Source organism: Mesorhizobium sp. WSM4310, from assembly GCF_007003935.1.
GTDB lineage: Bacteria > Pseudomonadota > Alphaproteobacteria > Rhizobiales > Rhizobiaceae > Mesorhizobium.
This window is the reverse complement of the sequence record NZ_VFTA01000003.1, coordinates 47752-63421: the sequence shown is the minus strand read 5'-3', so window position 1 is coordinate 63421 and position 15670 is coordinate 47752. Positions and strand designations below refer to the sequence as shown.

Below are 15670 nucleotides of genomic sequence, written 5' to 3'. Positions count from 1 at the left end.
GTAGTAAGCGCTTGTGATCCTTCGATCTTTTCACGCTGCGCTTCGTCACGCACCCCTCATCCGTGTCGGCGCTACGCGCCGATCCACCTTCTCCCACAAGGGGAGAAGGACAGGACTGCGCTACATCCTCGTCCTTTCCGCCTTTGGGTCATACATCGGCTTCAGCGAGGCCTCCGCTGCGAACCGCTCGCCGGCGATCTCAATCTCAAAGGTCGAGGCCAGCATATCGGCCTCGCTCTCGCCCTGGCACGGCACATAGCCGAGCCCAATCGCACTGCCGAGATAATGGCCGTAGTTGCCCGAGGTGATCGGGCCGACGATCTTGCCGTCGCGCAGGATGGCTTCGTTGTGGAAGAGCAGCGGCTGCGGGTCTTTCAGCCGGAACTGCACCAGCCGGCGCTTCAATCCGGCTTCCTTCCTCTTCAGCACCGCATCGCGGCCGAGAAAATCGCCCTTTGCGGTCTTCACCGCGAAGCCGAGGCCGGCTTCCAGCACATTGTCCTCGTCGGTGATGTCGTGGCCGAAATGCCGAAAGGCCTTTTCGATGCGGCAGGAATCCAGCGTGTGCAGGCCGCAGAGTTTCAGACCGACATCCGCACCCGCCTCGTCGATCGCCTCAAAGACATGGGCGGCCTGGTCGGTCGAGACATAGAGCTCCCAGCCGAGTTCGCCGACATAGGTGACGCGGTGGGCGCGGGCCAGTCCCATGCCGATCTCGATCTCCTGAAACGTGCCGAACGGATTGTTCTCGTTGGAGAAATCGTTGGGGCTGACTTTCTGGATCAGCTTTCGCGCATCCGGACCCATCAGGCAGAGCACGCTTTCGGCCGCCGTGACATCGGTGATGACCACGAACTCCTCGCCGACATGCCGGCGCAGCCAGGCCAGATCGCGCTGTAGCGTGGCGCCTGGAACGACGAGGAAGTAGGCCGTATCCGAGAGCCTGGACACGGTGAGGTCGCTCTCGATGCCGCCGCGCTGGTTGAGCATCTGGGTGTAGACGATCTTGCCCGGCGCCACATCCATATCGTTGGCGCACAGCCTCTGCAGGAAGGCACAGGCATCGCGGCCCTCGATACGGATCTTGCCGAACGAGGTCATGTCGAACAGGCCGACCTTGTTGCGGACCGCCAGATGCTCGTCGCGCTGGTTGTCGAACCAGTTCTGCCGCTTCCAGGAATAGCGGTATTCGCGCTCCTGTCCCTCGCGGGCGAACCAGTTGGCTCGCTCCCAGCCGGCGACCTCGCCAAACACGGCGCCGCGCGCCTTCAGGTGTTCATGCAGGGGCGAGCGGCGCACACCGCGCGATGTCGCCATCTGCCGATAGGGGAAATGGTCGGCGTAAAGCAGGCCGAGCGTTTCGGAGACGCGCTGCTTGAGATAGCGGCGGTTCTTCTGGAACGGCTGGGCGCGGCGGATGTCGACCTCCCATAGGTCGAAGGGCGCTTCGCCATCGTTGATCCACTGCGCCAGCGCCATGCCGGCGCCACCGGAGGAGACGATGCCGATCGAATTGTAGCCGGTCGCCATCCAGTAGCCCCGCAATTCCGGCGCCTCGCCGAGATAATAGCGGTCGTCAGGCGTGAAACTTTCGGGGCCGTTGAAGAAGGTGTGAATGCCGGCGGTGGCCAGCATCGGCATGCGGTTGACACCCATTTCGAGGATCGGCTCGAAATGGTCCATATCATCGGGCAATTGGTCGAAGCAGAAATCCTCGCGGATGCCGTCCATGCCCCAGGGCTTTGCCACCGGCTCGAAGGCGCCGAGCATCATCTTGCCGGCGTCTTCCTTGTAGTAGGCGCACTCATCCGGAACGCGCAGCACCGGCAGGCGGGAGAGGCCGGGGATCGGCTCGGTGACGAGATAGAAATGCTCGCAGGCGTGCAGCGGAATGGTGACGCCGTTCTGGGCACCGAGTTCGCGGGCCCACATGCCGGCGCAATTGACGACGATGTCGGCTTCGATCATGCCTTGTTCGTCACCCTGCGCCCACGACACGCCGGTAACGCGGCCATTCCTGGTGTGGACTTTGGTGACCTTCACATTCTCGACGATGGTGGCGCCGCGCTGGCGTGCGCCCTTGGCCAGGGCCATGGCGATGTTGGCGGGGTCGCACTGGCCATCGAGCGGCAGATGCACGGCGCCGACGACGTCCGAAACATTGAGATGTGGATACATCTGCTTGACTTCATTCGGCGAAATCTCGCGCACGTCAACGTCGAAGGCGCGCGCCAGCGATGCCTGCCGGTAGATCTCGTGCTTGCGCTCCTCGGTCAGCGCAACGGTGATCGAGCCGACCTGGCGCATGCCGGTGCCGACCTCTGTCTCGGCTTCCAGCTTGACGTAGAGGTCGGCCGAATATTTCGCCAGCCGCGTCATGTTCTGCGAACCGCGCAACTGGCCGATCAGACCGGCGGCGTGCCAGGTCGTGCCCGAGGTCAGTTGCTTGCGTTCCAGGAGCACGATGTCGGTCCAGCCGAGCTTGGCCAGGTGATAGGCGACAGAACAGCCGGAAACCCCGCCGCCGATGATCACCGCGCGGGCCTTGGCAGGGACGGTCTTGGTCATGCGGCCTCGCGGCGATAGGTGGAAGCAAAACGGCGCAGCCGAGCGGCCGCTTCCTGCAGTACGGGCTCGGGCTGGCAGAGGCTGATGCGGATGTGGCCGGCGGCGGCTTTGCCGAAGCTGGAGCCGGGCATCACGCCGACCTTCTCCTGGTCGAGAAGGGCCCAGGCGAATTTTTCGTCGTCGGGTTCGACATCGGATATGTCGAGCATGACATACATGCCGCCTTCGGAACCGTGCACGCTGACATTGTTCATGCCGCGCACGGCATCCAGCAGGACGGTCCGGCGCGCCGCGTAGCGCTCGGCGATCTCCTTGACGCCGTAACGGTTCTCAAGCGCCTCGGCGCAGGCGATCGAGATGAAGGCCGGCAGGCCGTAGGTCGTCACTAGATTGAGGTTGATGAGCAGCGTGATCATATCCTGCGGACCGGTCAGCCAGCCCATGCGCCAGCCGGTCATGCCATGGCTCTTGGACATGGAATTGATGACCAGCGTGCGCTCGGCCATACCGGGCAGTGAGCGTGGCGAGACATGCTCGCCGCCGCCCAGCGTCCAGTAGACCTCGTCAGACAAAAGCCAGAGATCGTGCTCCCTGCAGATTTGCGCCAGCTGTTCCAGTCGCTCGCGCGAATAGACCGCACCCGTCGGATTGTTCGGCGTGTTGATCAGGATGGCGCGCGTGTTGGGCTTGAGGGCCGCGCGGATCATGTCGGCGCGGGGTTGAAACCCATCCTCGGCCGGCGTCTCGACGACGGTGAAACTGGCGCCGGCGGCGCTGAACGTGTTGGGATAGGTGGCATAATAGGGTGCCACCACGATGGCGTGGTCGCCCTGGTCGAGAACGGCCTGCACGGCCGCATAGAGGGCGGCCTGGCCGCCCGGCGTGGCGATGACTTGATCAGGCGTCGTCTCGACGCCGGTGCAGGCGCTGGAGGCGGCCGCCATGGCCTGGCGCAGGCGCGGCAGGCCGGGAAGCGGGGTGTAGTGGTGGTTGCTGCCGCGAACCGCGGTCACGCAGGCCTCGATCGTTTGCGAAGGCGTGTCGAAGTCGTGGTCGCCGACCGACAGCATGATGATGTCTTCGCCGGCTTCCTTGCGGGTCCAGGCGGCGAAATGAACCTCCCAGCCATCCTTGCCCGAAGGCACGATGCCGGAAATGCGAGACGATGGTCTGGGCATCACTGAACTCCCGAGATCTGGTAGCCGGCCTGTTCGAGCCGGCCGCGCAGTGCGGCGATATGGGCGGGGCCGACTTCGCAGCAGCCGCCGACGATGTCGGCACCTGCCTGCACCCAGCCGATCGCTTGCTCGGCATAGGCGTCTGGGCCGAGGTCGTGGCGGGCGTGCAGCACATCGACGGTACCGCCATGCTTCAGCGCCTCGGTGGAGGTGAAGCCATTGGCATAGGCGCCGACCGGGCCGCCGAGGTCGATCAGTTCAGGCAAGGCGGCGGCGATCGCTTCCGGCCGGCAGCAATTGAGCAGCCGCGCCGCTATCGGCAGGCCATCGAGCGCGCTTGCCGCGGCGGCTATTGTTCCCCCGCTGCGCAGCCGCGGCGCGCCATGATCGGCGAGCGTCCACGACACCCAGACCGGCTTGCCGCTTTCCGATGCCGCGGTGACGGCCGCGCGCGCTTCATCGGCAGAGGCCATGGTTTCGCAGAGAAACAGATCGACGCCGTCTGCCTGCTCGGCGACGATGCGGCGGTAGATGTCGAGCGTCTCCTGGTAGGAAATGGTCAGCGCCGGGGCGTAGCTGCCGAAAAGCGGCGACAGGCAGCCGGCGATCGCTGCCTCGCCGGCTTCGTCACAGGCCTGCCTGGCCAATTCGATGCCGCGCTTCTGCAACGGCTTGAACAGGTCCTCGGCCCCCTCGCGCGCCAGGCGCTCAGGTGTCGCCGAATAGGTGTTGATGGTGATGACGCGCGCGCCGGCGCGGATGAATTCGGCATGCAGGTCACGCACCAGATCGGGCTCGTCGATCAGGACCCTGGCCGACCACAGCGGCGTCGGCTCGGATTTGCTGCGCCGGACCAGCTCCTGGCCCATGCCGCCATCGGTGAGGATTACATTCTTCATGCGCGCAGCCTCTCGTTCCTGGGATCCCAGAGCGGCTCGTCCTTCTGCACGACCGCCTGGAAACGGTCGCCGAAGATTTCGACCTCGACGGAGGTGCCGGGCTCGGTCAAATCCATCCGCAGCATGCCGAGCGCGATCGACTTGTCGATGCGGTGGCCCCAGCCGCCTGACGTGGTCTCGCCGACGATCTGGCCGCCATGCCACAGCGTCGACATGTAGGGCGCGTCGCAATCGCCGGGGTTTTCGACGACCAGCGTGACGAAGCGCTTCTTCACGCCTTGCTGCTTCTCGTTCTGCAGCGCGGCCTTGCCCCGGAAATCGGGCTTCTCCCATTTGACGAAGCGCTCGAGCCCGCCCTGCAGGATGGAATAGTCGGTCGACAGATCACCCTTCCAGGTGCGGTAGCCTTTTTCAAGCCTGAGCGAATCCAGCGCGTACATGCCGAAGGGTTTCAGCCCGTGCTTCTGCCCGGCCGCCCAGATGGCGTCGAAGATGGTGGCGGTGTCGCCGGTCTTGGTGTGGATTTCCCAGCCGAGTTCGCCGGCGAAGGAGACGCGAACGAGCTTGGCCCAGCGGCCTGCTATCTCCGTTTCCTGATGTGTCAGCCACGGCAGAGTGAGATCGGCGTCGCAGACATCGGCCAGGATTTTCCGCGAATTGGGGCCGGCCAGGATCTGGGTGGAATAGTCCTCGGTCCGGTCGGTCAGGGTGAAGGCCGCATCCCCTGGCATGCGCGACTTCAGCCATTCGAAATCATGCCATTGCGCGACCGCCGCGGTGATCAGCGTCATCTGGTCCTCGCCGTGGCGAACGACTGACATTTCGGTGACGATGCGGCCCTTGTCGTCGGCGAAATAGACAAGGCCGATGCGGCCGGGCTTCGGCACCAGGCCGGTGACCTGCAGGCTCAGCCATTCGGCGGCGCCGGGGCCCTCGAGGTTGAAGCGCGAGAAGCCGGGCAGATCGAGGATGCCGGCGGCGTCGCGCACTGCCAGGCATTCTTCGCGCACGCGCTGTTGCCAGGGTCCGTCGCGACGGAAGGTCAGTGTTGCCTCCTCGGAAATGTCGTCGCCGGGTTGCGCGTACCAGGTGGCGCGTTCCCAGCCATTGTAGGCGTCGAAGCGACCGCCAAGTGCCTTCGTGCGGTCGTGGATCGGCGACAGCTTGCGGTCTCGCCCTTCCGGCCAGGCATGGCGCGGGAACTGGATGGCGTATTCATTGCCGTAGATTTCCATGCCCTTGGCGATGCAATAGTCCGGCGCCGAGGCAAAGGACGTAAAGCGGCGCGGATCGCAGGACCACATATCCCATTCGGTCTGGCCCTGGGTGACCCATTCGGCCAGCACCTTGCCGGCGCCGCCGCCCTGGGCGATGCCGAAGGTGAAGACGCAGGCCTCGAAGGCGTTGGGCACACCGGGCATGGGGCCGATCAACGGATTTCCGTCCGGCGCATAGGGGATCGGTCCGTTGATGACCTTGGACAAGCCGGCCGTGCCCAGGATCGGCACGCGGGCGACGGCGTCTGCCAGATAATGTTCCAGCCGGTCGAGATCGTCGGGGAAGAGCTGGAAGGAAAAATCCTCCGGCATCGGATCGTTGTGATCAGCCCAGTGCGCACGGCAATTGCGCTCATAGGGGCCGAGATTCATGCCGGCCTTTTCCTGGCGCAGATAGTAGGACGTATCGACATCGCGCAGCAGCGGCAGTTTCTTGCCCTGTTCCTTCGACCATGCGGCGAGTTCGGGGATTTCCTCGAACAATATGTACTGATGGCTCATCACCATCATCGGCACTTCGCGACCGACCATCCTGCCGACTTCGGCGGCACGGTAACCGGCGGCGTTGACAACGATCTCGCAGCGGATCTCGCCCTGCGGTGTGGCCACCACCCATTCGTCCTTCTCGCGGCGCACGCCGGTGACGGGACAGAAGCGGATGATTTTCGCATCCAGGTCGCGCGCGCCCTTGGCCAGCGCCTGGGTCAATTGCGCCGGGTCGATGTCGCCGTCGCTCGGGTCATAGAGCGCGCCCTTCAGGTCGTGCGTCTCGATGAAGGGGTAACGGCCCTTGATCTCGTCGACGCCGACCACGTCGATATCCATGCCTTGGTAGCGGCCCATGCCCTTGGCGCGCTGGAATTCCTGCATGCGCTCTTTCGTATGGGCAAGGCGCAGCGAGCCGGTGACGTGGTAATTCATGGGATAGTCGACCGCGTCGGCCAGCCCGCGGTAAAGCTCGGTCGAATAGCGCTGCATGTTCATCAGCGACCAGGACGAGGAGAAGGTCGGCACATTACCGGCTGCATGCCAGGTCGAGCCCGATGTCAGCTCGTTCTTTTCCAGGAGCACGCAGTCGGTCCAGCCCGCCTTGGCGAGATGATAGAGCGAGGAGGTACCGACGACGCCACCTCCGATGATCACCACGCGCGCCGTGCTCGGCAAACCCGCCATCTTCTTCTCCCAGAAATGAAGCGCGTTGCGCTTCCTTTTTTGTTGTGATGCATGTCGTTATCCCAAAACCGCTGCACAGTTTTGGGCGACATGCATTTCAATAAACCGGCGGCGAAACCACCCAGATGACAACCGCCGGCTCGGTGCCTGGATTGCGCCAGCGATAGGGCTTGCCTTCGAAGCGGAAGGAATCGCCTTCGCCGAGCCGGTGCCAGACGCCCGCAATCTCGATCTCGAAAATACCCGAGGCGACATATCCGGCTTCCTCGGTCGGCCGCAGCTGCTCGGTCTTCATCTCCGCGCCCGGCGCGAAGATCGAGCGCACCATCTCGAAGCTACCACCGAGATCGGGCGACAGGAGTTCTTCCACCAGGCCGGATTCGCTGGTGCCAAGCGTGCGGCGCCTGCCGGCGCGCACCACCACGCCGCGCTCGCTTTCGACCGGCACGTCATGGCTGAAGAACAGGCTGATCGGCACACCGAACAGTTCGGCGAACGCCCTGAGGTCGCTGAGCGACGGCGTCGACAGGCCGCGTTCGACCTGGCTGACCCAGCCGACCGAACGGCCAAGCTTCAGGGCGATTTCGGCGAGCGTCAGCCCGCGTGCCCGGCGCAGCGCCCTGATATCGCCGGCCAGCACACGTTCGTCAGGTCCCTGCAATGTTCGTGCGGTAGGAGACGCCAAAATGCTCACTTCATGAAAAATTCAATCCGAATTTCATGAGAAATCAAGCTCATGAAAAAATCAAGTAGATTTTCACCAATGCTCAAGATTTGCTTGCAGGATTTTGACGGTTCATGCAAAGGCTCCGCCGCAAGCGGCGAGTGGGGACGTCCGATCGACGCAATGGCTAAGGGACGGCCCATGTTGGAAAAGAAGGCTCGAATAGCGGATGAGGCCGAGATCGTCGACGAGGCGATCGTGTCGCGCCGTTCGGTGCGCGCATTTCTGCCCGACATGGTCGACGACAACACCATTCGCGACATTCTGGCGGTTGCGGCACGCGCGCCGTCCGGCACCAACATGCAGCCATGGCGGGTCTACGTCACCAAGGGCGAGACCAAGCAGCGTATATCGGACGCCGTTCTGAATTCCGGTATCCGCGCCGAAAAGGCCGACTGGGACGAGTATCGCTACTATCCCACCCAGTTCTTCGAACCTTATCTGACGCGGCGACGCGCTAACGGTTTCGGCCTTTACGGCGCGCTCGGCATCGGCCGCCGCGAGGTCGACAGGATGCGTGCCCAGCACGACCGCAACTTCGTCTTCTTCGACGCGCCGGTGGGCATGATCTTCACCATCGACCGCCGGCTCAACCAGGGTTCGTGGATCGACTACGGCATGTTCCTGCAGAACATCATGGTCGCTGCGCGGGGCAGGGGCCTGCACACCTGCCCGCAGGCCGCCTTCGCGCCCTATCATCGGCAGATCCGGCCGGTGCTCAAAATTCCCGACGAGGAGATCGTCGTCTGCGGCATGGCGCTCGGCTATGAGGACACCTCCAAGCCGGAAAACGCCTTCCGCACCGACCGCGTGCCGCTGGAAGAGTGGGTGTCGTTCAGCGAATAGAGCGGTCGCCGAAGGAAATCGGCGGCGTATGGTGGCTATTCCGTATTCATCTGCATGCCATGTCCGCTGACATGGGCGCCGTCCCGCGGTGTCAGCTTGAGATAGGCAAACAGCGCGCAGAGCGTGATGATGCCCTCGATCGCGAACAGGATCCGGAAATCATTGGTCACGGCAGGCCCGCCGCCGGCCAGGAACGATAGCATGGCCGCCGCCAGGCCGACGCTGACCGCCACCGCGAGCTGCCAGAGGATGTAGTAGAGCGCGCTGAAGCGGGCGAGCTGGTCGGGGGCTATGTCGGAATAGGCGAGGTTGCCGGTCGAGGCCCATTGGACGGACCGAAAAACGCCGAAAGCAAAGATATAGCCAAGCACGATCCACACCGGCGTCGTCGCCTGCATCAAGGCAAAGCCGGCGACCATGGCGGCAACGACAGGCGTGTTGAAGACCAGGACAAGGCGGAAGCCGAACCGGTTGAGGACGCGCGGCATGAAGAAACGCATGATCACCGAGCCGAGCGCGGCAACGAAGGTCAGCGATCCCGCCTGCACCGCGCTCATGCCGAAGCCGAGCTGGAACATCAGCGGCAGCAGGAAGGCGACGGAGCTCAGCCCGATCGTGTCCAGCCCGCCGCCGGTGAGGAAGGAGATGCGGAAGGTGCGGATGCGCAGGAGCTTGAGGTCGAGCAAGGGATTTGGCACGCGCAGGCAGTAGAGCGAGGCAACCGACAGGATGATGACCGCCAGCGCCAGTTCGCCGGCAATCATGCCGCCGGCGGCGTCCTTGGCAGCAAGCGAGTCCATGCCGAACACCAGCAGGATCATGCCGCTGCCGACCAGCAGGAAGCCTGGAAAATCGAACCGCGTGCGAACGGGCTTGGTCACCGTCGGGAACAGCGAGGCGGCAAGGACCGCCGCCGCCAGCGCGAACGGGACGTTGATGAAGAAGATCCAGCGCCAGGAAATGTAGGTGGTCAGCGCGCCGCCGACGAGCGGCCCGACCAGCGGTCCCGTCTGGCTGGCGACCGAGATATACATGTTGATCTTCAGCGTCCGGTTGCGCGGAAAGCTCGACAGGATGACGACCTGGCCGAGCGTGCCCATCAGCGCCCCGCCAAATCCCTGCAGCGCGCGGGCGCCGACCAGTGTCCAGATGTTATCAGACAGGCCGCAGAGCGCCGAGGAGGTGGCGAACACCAGCAAGGCAAAGCAGTAGACGTTGCGCAGGCCGAAGCGGTCGGCCGCCCAGCCGCCGAGCGGCATCGAGATGATCAGGCTGGCGACATAGACGGTGATCAGCAAACCGAGCTGGCTCGGCGGGCGGGCGAGGCTTTCGCCGATACCGGGCAGCGCCGTCACCACGACATTCTGGTCGAGGCTGGTCATGAACACACCGCAAGCGACCGTCAGCGGCAGCAGGAGCAAGGCTCGGGCCGACACATCGGCGCGATCCGTGGCGCCGGCGGATAGTTCTGCGGTCATGGGAATGTTCGAACCAAACGAATGTGCCGAGCCTGAGACGGGATTTTTATCCCTTGGGCCGATCTGGCGGCCACGTTTTCCACCATGGCCGCCCACTGTGCGATTCTCTAGCGGCAGAACCGGCCGGCATTGAGGCCAGAAGCGATGTCGCGCCGCTCAGCCTGCTCAACCGTCAAGCAGATGCTGAAGCTGCGACCGCAGCCATTGGTGCGCCGGGTCGCCGTCGCGTCGCTTGTGCCAGATCTGCGTGAACTGAAAGGCCGGGATTTCGAAAGGCGGGGCGAACACGCAAATCCGATTGTCCGGCGCCGGAAGTATCCGGCTGGCGATGGTAAGAACCAGGTCGGTGCCGGCGATCAGGTGTGGCCCGACGCCCCAATGCGGGATGATGAGGCAGAGCCGCCGCTTGCGGCCCAATCCGGCCAGGGCCTTGTCGACCTCGCTCTGGCGCTCGGGCCGCAAATCGACCAGCGCGTGCGGCCGCTTGAGATAAGTCGCCAGATCCATCGTCTTTCTGCCGCCAAGACTTGCCGCATCGGCGAGACAGGCAAAACGCTCGTCGAACAAGCGATGCGAGCGCACGGATCGATCCAGGTCGGGAAAGACGCCAAAGGCCAGATCGATCTCGCCGTCGACGATTTGCGAAACCATGACCTCGCGGCTCGCCTGGCTGACCATGAGATCGACCTGCGGTGCCTGCGCCCGCATGAGCGGCAGCAGGGCCGGCAGGATGACCGCCGCGCCATAGTCCGACATGGCGAGCCGAAACGTTCGGCGCTCCGTTGCCGGGTCGAAGCCAGCCGGCGCCAGAAGGTGCCGCATGCGATCGAGTGCCTCGGTGAGCGCCGGGCTGATTTCCATGGCGCGCGCCGTCGGCTCGAGGCCCCCTTGCCGCCTGACCAGCAGCGGGTCATCGAGAAGGTGACGCAGCCTGGCGAGCGCATGGCTGACAGCGGGCTGACTCTTGTTCAAGCGGATTGCCGCCCGCGAAACGTGGCGTTCGGCCAGCAAGGCCTCCAGTACGACGAGCAGGTTCAGATCGATAGCGGCGAGATTATTCATTTCATGCATACTATGTGTACGACAATCGAATTTCCATATGTGAACCTGATGATGTAGTCGGCCATGATCGATATGGAGACAATCTCATGGCCAGCACCTTTTCCTTTCTGATCGCCGCCCTGTTGGCAGGGATCGCCGTTCCCTTCCAGGCTGGGGCGAACGCCATGCTTGGCCGCCTGCTCGGTCACCCGCTCTGGGCAACCTTCGTCTCTGGGTGTGAGCGCCGTGTTGATCGTCCCGGTCATGATAGGCTTCAAGCTGCCCGTTCCCGCCGTCGGGATGGCAGTCAAAGGTCCGTGGTGGATCTGGATCGGCGGTGCGGCAGGCGTGGCCTACATCACCGCCGCATTGCTTCTGGCACCCACAGCAGACAATCTGGTTGTCTTCCACATGCCGGATCGTGACGCCTGGGAGGCGGCCGTCCAGCGCATGAAGGACCATGGCTACGCCGCGGTGCCGTCCTTCAATCCCTTTTGGGACAGGCAAGGCATCACCTTCGAGGATTGCGACGGCTATCGTGTTGTCCTGCAGAACGCCGACTGGCACGCCGTCGCGCAGCAATCCTAGCCGGCACCGGAGGAGGTGGCCCTACTGCACCTCGTAGCCGACTTCCTCGCTGGCATGGCAAAGCGCCTTCCAGAACGAACGCGCGAAGGAGCGGAAGACGTAGATGTCGAACTGGTCGGCGCCGGTGCGCTGGATCTGGGCGAAGACGTCGTGGTGAGCCGTCGAGCGGCCGGCGCCGACCGGGAAGGCCGGCAGCGCGAAGTCGATGGCGAAGAATTTCGCCAGCACCCATTCGGCCTTCGGCCCGGCGATGCGGATGGCGGTGCGGCCATGCGACAGATCAGTCACCGTGCCGATGGCCGGTGTCACCGCCTTGGCGAAGGCAGCGGCCAGCCCTTCGGCCTCGTCGGCCACGGTGAATTTTCCCGGCGCGAAGCCGAACACCGATTTCACGCCGTCGCTCGAGCCGCCGCCGGCGCCGTCCGGCAGCGCCAGCCCGGTGACGGTGCGGATGGCCGCAATCAGTTTCTTCTCCTCGCCCGGCCAGGCGGCGAGCTGCACGATCGAGCCCGGCCTGGTCTCGGTCAGGAGTATCTCGACGCCATGCTCGAAATTGCCATGCGAGCCGACATGGAACTCCGGCTCGAGGGGGGATTGGCGCTCAGCCATGCATGCGGGTCCCTTCCGGATCGTAGAAATGGTTGGAGACGATCTCGACCGGTCCGAACCTATTGCGCAACGGATCCGAGACATGGGCACGCGTGCCGTGCCTGGCCTTGCCGGCCTGGACCAGCGCCAACGCGATGTGCTTGCCGAGTGCCGGCGAATAGCAGCAGGCGGTGATGTGACCAATCGAGCCGTGCGGATTGGTCTCGTCCAACGCCTCGACAATGTGCGCGCCGCCATTTAGCGGCCGGTTGTCGAGCGCGATCAGGCCGACCAGTTCCAACCGGTCGGACGCGATCAGGCCTTCGCGGTCCATCATCGCCGAGCCGATGAACGGCTTCTTCTTCGACAGCATCCAATCGAGATGCAGGTCACGCGCCGTGGTGCGGCCGTCGATCTCGGCACCGGTGACATGGCCCTTTTCGATGCGCATCGTGCCCAGCGCCTCGAGCCCGTAGGTGACCAGCCCGAACGGCTTGCCGGCCTCGATCAGCGCTTCCCAGACATGGATGCCGTGGCCGGCGCCGGAATAGACCTCGAAGGCCATTTCGCCGGAGAAGGAAAGCCGGCAGATCATCACCGGCACGCCCGCTATCTGGCCATGGACGATGCCCATGAAGGGCAGGGTCGCATTGTCGACCGCGGTGCCGGTGACGCAGGCGGCGAGGATCTGCCTGGCTTTCGGGCCGCCGATCGCCGCACCCGCCCATTCGTCGGTCACCGAGGTGACGTGGACCTTGAGGTCGGGCCAGATCACGTCGAGGAAGTATTCAAGATGCTGCATCACCTTGCCGGCATTGGCCGTGGTGGTGGTCATCAGAAAATCCTGTTCGCCCAGTCGCCAGGTGGTGCCGTCGTCGAAGGCGAAGCCGTCCTCACGCAGCATCAGCCCGTAGCGCGCCTTGCCGACGGCGAGCGTCGAAAACATGTTGGTATAGACGCGGTCGAGAAACGCTGCGGCATCGGGGCCCTGCACGGCGATCTTGCCCAGTGTCGAGACATCGACGATGCCAGCACTTTCGCGCGTCGCCTTGGCTTCGCGCACATAGGCCTGCTCGATCGTTTCGCCTGAAAGCCCGTAGATCATCGGCCGGTACCAGAGGCCGGCGGAATACATGGTCGCGCCATTGGCGAGGTGCCAGTCATGCATCGGCGTCAGCCGTTCGGGCTTCAGGTCGCCAAAGCGCTCCGCCGCCAGCGAGCCGATCGACACCGGCGCAAAGGGCGGCCGGAAACGCGTCGTGCCGACTTCCGGGATCGGCTTGCCCAGCGCCTCGGCCATGATGGCCAGGCCGGGAACATTGGAGCTCTTGCCCTGGTCGGTGGCCATGCCGAGCGTGGTGTAGCGCTTGAGATGCTCTACCGAGACGAAGCCTTCGCGGTGCGCCAGCCGGACATCCTCAGCCGTCACGTCATGCTGGAAGTCGACAAAGCTCTTGCCCTTGGCCCTGATCTCGAAGACAGGCGCCGGATCGGGATCTCCGTGGACGGCTTCGACCGTGGGCAATGCCGCCGGCGTGCTCGTTCCGCCGGCTGCTGCAAGGCCGGCGGCGCGGCCTTCTGCGATCGCCTCGGCCGTGGAAAAACTGCCGGTAAAAGCGCCGGCCCCGATCCATTGCTGCGCCGGCTTCGGCGGCAGGAAGGCCTGGCGTGCGGCATTCCATTCTGCTTTGGCGCCGGCCTGGCTGGCCAGATGGATGGTCGGCGACCAGCCGCCCGACATCAGCAGGCAGTCGGCATGGATGCTGCGCTCATCGCCGGTGAGCGCGCCAGTGACCATGTCGAAACGCTGCACCTTGACGCCGGAGAGCGCCTTGCCGCCCTCGGTGGCGACGACGGCGTGGCCGGCAAAGATCTCGGCCTCGGCCTCCGTGGCCAGCTTGCGCATCTCTGGCGAAAGCTCGGACCTGACGTCGGCGATGGCGACGATCGCCGCACCGGCCTTCTTCAGGGCGATGGCCGCGCGATAGGCGCTGTCATTGTTGGTGAACAGCGCGATCCGCTCGCCCGGCAGCACGCCGAACTCGTTGGCATAGCGCTCCGCCGCATGCGCCAGCATCACGCCCGGTCTGTCATTGCCCGGGAAGACCAATGGCCGTTCGAAGGCGCCGGTGGCCAGCACCACGGATCTGGCACGGATCGCCCAATAGCGATGGCGCGGTTCGCCCTTGGCGGGTTGTTCCTTGTGGTCGCTGACGCGTTCGAGCGCGGCAAGCGTGTTGTTGTCGTAGTAGCCCCATACCGTGGTGCGCGGCAAAAGCCGGACGTTGTCGCGGCCTTCGAGCTGGGTGACGGTGCGCCGCGCCCAATCGGCGGCCGGCGCGCCATCGATGGTTTCGTTCGACCAGTTGGTCGAGCCGCCAAAACGCGGCTCGAGATCGGCCAGCATGACGCGCGCGCCCTGATCGGCGGCTGCCTTGGCGGCCATCAGGCCGGCCGGCCCGGAGCCGACCACCAGCACGTCGCAAAAGGCGTTCATGCGTTCGTAGTGGGCGGGATCCTTCGCTGATCCGGCACTGCCGAGACCAGCGGCACGGCGGATGAAGTGCTCGCAGAACATCCAGAAGCGCGTGCCTTTCAGCGGACCGATCACCGGCCCCATGAAGGTCTTGTAGTAGAAGCCGGCCGACAGGATCTTGCCGCCGAGCTGGTTGACGGCATGGATGTCCCAGGCCAGCGAAGGGAAGCGGTTCTGGCTGATCGCCACCAGCCCGTCATGGATCTCGACCATGGTCGCTGGAATGTTAGGCTCGCGCACCTCGCCCTTCAGCACCGTCACCAGCGCATTGGGCTCCTCCACGCCCGCGGTCAGCAGGCCGCGCGGACGGTGGTATTTGAACGAGCGGCCGAAAAGCGTGACGCCCTTGGCCAGGAGGGCGGAGGCCAGCGTGTCGCCGGCATGGCCGGTATAGGCAACGCCGTCGAAGCTGAAGCGAATCGTCTTCAGCCGGTCGATGCGGCCGCCAGTGTCGGTGCGGCGCGGGCTCATGCCTTGTCCTCCGCCTTGCGGCGCGCGGCCGAGGCATGATCGCCGCGCACGAAGGCGACGCTCGAAATCTCATGCGTCAGCGTGTTGCGCACGACGCGCAGATGCGCGCGGCAACCGCCGGAATGCTGCCAGATCTCATTGTGGTCGCCGGCCGGATTCAGCCGGTCGTAGACATAGGCGTTCCACGCCTCGAAATTCTGCGAGGCCGGGTCGGGACGTTCACGGTTGCCGTCACCCTGATAGGTGAATTCGATGACGTCGCGCGGGCCGCAATAGGGACAGGTGATCAACATCGGATTTTCC

12 protein-coding genes and 1 pseudogene are annotated in these 15670 nt (G+C 64.5%); 3 read left to right on the top strand and 10 right to left on the bottom strand.

Annotated elements, in window-relative coordinates; genetic code table 11:
- Positions 1–120: 120 nt before the first annotated feature.
- The 5 genes from FJV80_RS05155 to FJV80_RS05135 form a co-directional block, all read right to left on the bottom strand.
- Positions 121–2568 carry an FAD-dependent oxidoreductase gene (locus FJV80_RS05155; RefSeq protein WP_142875727.1) on the bottom strand — a complete coding sequence of 816 codons (2448 nt, stop codon included), beginning with the start codon at positions 2566–2568 and terminating at the stop codon, positions 121–123.
- Positions 2565–3746: a pyridoxal phosphate-dependent aminotransferase gene (locus FJV80_RS05150; protein WP_095772979.1), complete on the bottom strand. Its 1182-nt coding sequence runs from the start codon at positions 3744–3746 to the stop codon at positions 2565–2567. The genes FJV80_RS05155 and FJV80_RS05150 overlap by 4 nt, the downstream gene beginning before the upstream one ends.
- A complete protein-coding gene (locus FJV80_RS05145) occupies positions 3746–4645 on the bottom strand; it encodes a homocysteine S-methyltransferase family protein (protein ID WP_142875726.1) in 900 nt (299 codons plus the stop codon). Before FJV80_RS05145 ends, FJV80_RS05150 begins: the two co-directional genes overlap by 1 nt.
- On the bottom strand, positions 4642–7095 hold the full coding sequence (locus FJV80_RS05140; RefSeq protein WP_142875725.1) for an FAD-dependent oxidoreductase: 2454 nt from the start codon (positions 7093–7095) through the stop codon (positions 4642–4644). Before FJV80_RS05140 ends, FJV80_RS05145 begins: the two co-directional genes overlap by 4 nt.
- A gap of 97 nt (positions 7096–7192) precedes the next feature.
- Positions 7193–7756: an XRE family transcriptional regulator gene (locus FJV80_RS05135; protein ID WP_142875724.1), complete on the bottom strand. Its 564-nt coding sequence runs from the start codon at positions 7754–7756 to the stop codon at positions 7193–7195.
- A gap of 204 nt (positions 7757–7960) precedes the next feature.
- On the opposite strand from FJV80_RS05135, the gene FJV80_RS05130 reads away from it, so the two are divergent.
- Positions 7961–8665, top strand: a complete 705-nt coding sequence (locus FJV80_RS05130) for a nitroreductase (RefSeq protein WP_185975138.1) — start codon at positions 7961–7963, stop codon at positions 8663–8665.
- A 35-nt stretch (positions 8666–8700) separates the two neighbouring features.
- Here the strand turns inward: FJV80_RS05130 and FJV80_RS05125 are convergent, their stop codons facing one another.
- Together FJV80_RS05125 and FJV80_RS05120 are read right to left on the bottom strand one after the other, a co-directional pair.
- Positions 8701–10143 (bottom strand): MFS transporter, encoded by a 1443-nt coding sequence (locus tag FJV80_RS05125; protein WP_095772974.1) that lies wholly within the window; start codon positions 10141–10143, stop codon positions 8701–8703.
- Positions 10144–10308: 165 nt separating this feature from the next.
- Positions 10309–11205, bottom strand: coding sequence for a LysR family transcriptional regulator (locus FJV80_RS05120; RefSeq protein ID WP_095791068.1), 897 nt, complete (start codon positions 11203–11205; stop codon positions 10309–10311).
- An 86-nt stretch (positions 11206–11291) separates the two neighbouring features.
- Here FJV80_RS05120 and FJV80_RS34920 point away from each other — a divergent pair.
- Both FJV80_RS34920 and FJV80_RS05110 read left to right on the top strand, forming a co-directional pair.
- Positions 11292–11366 (top strand): annotated as a pseudogene (locus tag FJV80_RS34920) (hypothetical protein); the annotation flags it as partial.
- 82 nt (positions 11367–11448) lie between these two features.
- Positions 11449–11772: a DMT family transporter gene (locus tag FJV80_RS05110; protein ID WP_142875721.1), complete on the top strand. Its 324-nt coding sequence runs from the start codon at positions 11449–11451 to the stop codon at positions 11770–11772.
- A 21-nt stretch (positions 11773–11793) separates the two neighbouring features.
- Here FJV80_RS05110 and FJV80_RS05105 read toward each other — a convergent pair whose 3' ends face one another.
- Genes FJV80_RS05105 through FJV80_RS05095 form a run of 3 tightly spaced genes read right to left on the bottom strand, consistent with a single transcriptional unit; the run spans position 11794 to position 15660 of the window.
- Positions 11794–12381, bottom strand: a complete 588-nt coding sequence (locus tag FJV80_RS05105) for a sarcosine oxidase subunit gamma (RefSeq protein WP_095787416.1) — start codon at positions 12379–12381, stop codon at positions 11794–11796.
- Entirely contained in the window at positions 12374–15367 is a 2994-nt protein-coding gene (locus tag FJV80_RS05100; RefSeq protein WP_095772971.1) for a sarcosine oxidase subunit alpha, read from the bottom strand. Before FJV80_RS05100 ends, FJV80_RS05105 begins: the two co-directional genes overlap by 8 nt.
- Positions 15364–15660 (bottom strand): sarcosine oxidase subunit delta, encoded by a 297-nt coding sequence (locus FJV80_RS05095; RefSeq protein WP_095772970.1) that lies wholly within the window; start codon positions 15658–15660, stop codon positions 15364–15366. The genes FJV80_RS05100 and FJV80_RS05095 overlap by 4 nt, the downstream gene beginning before the upstream one ends.
- Between the last annotated feature and the right edge of the window lie 10 nt (positions 15661–15670).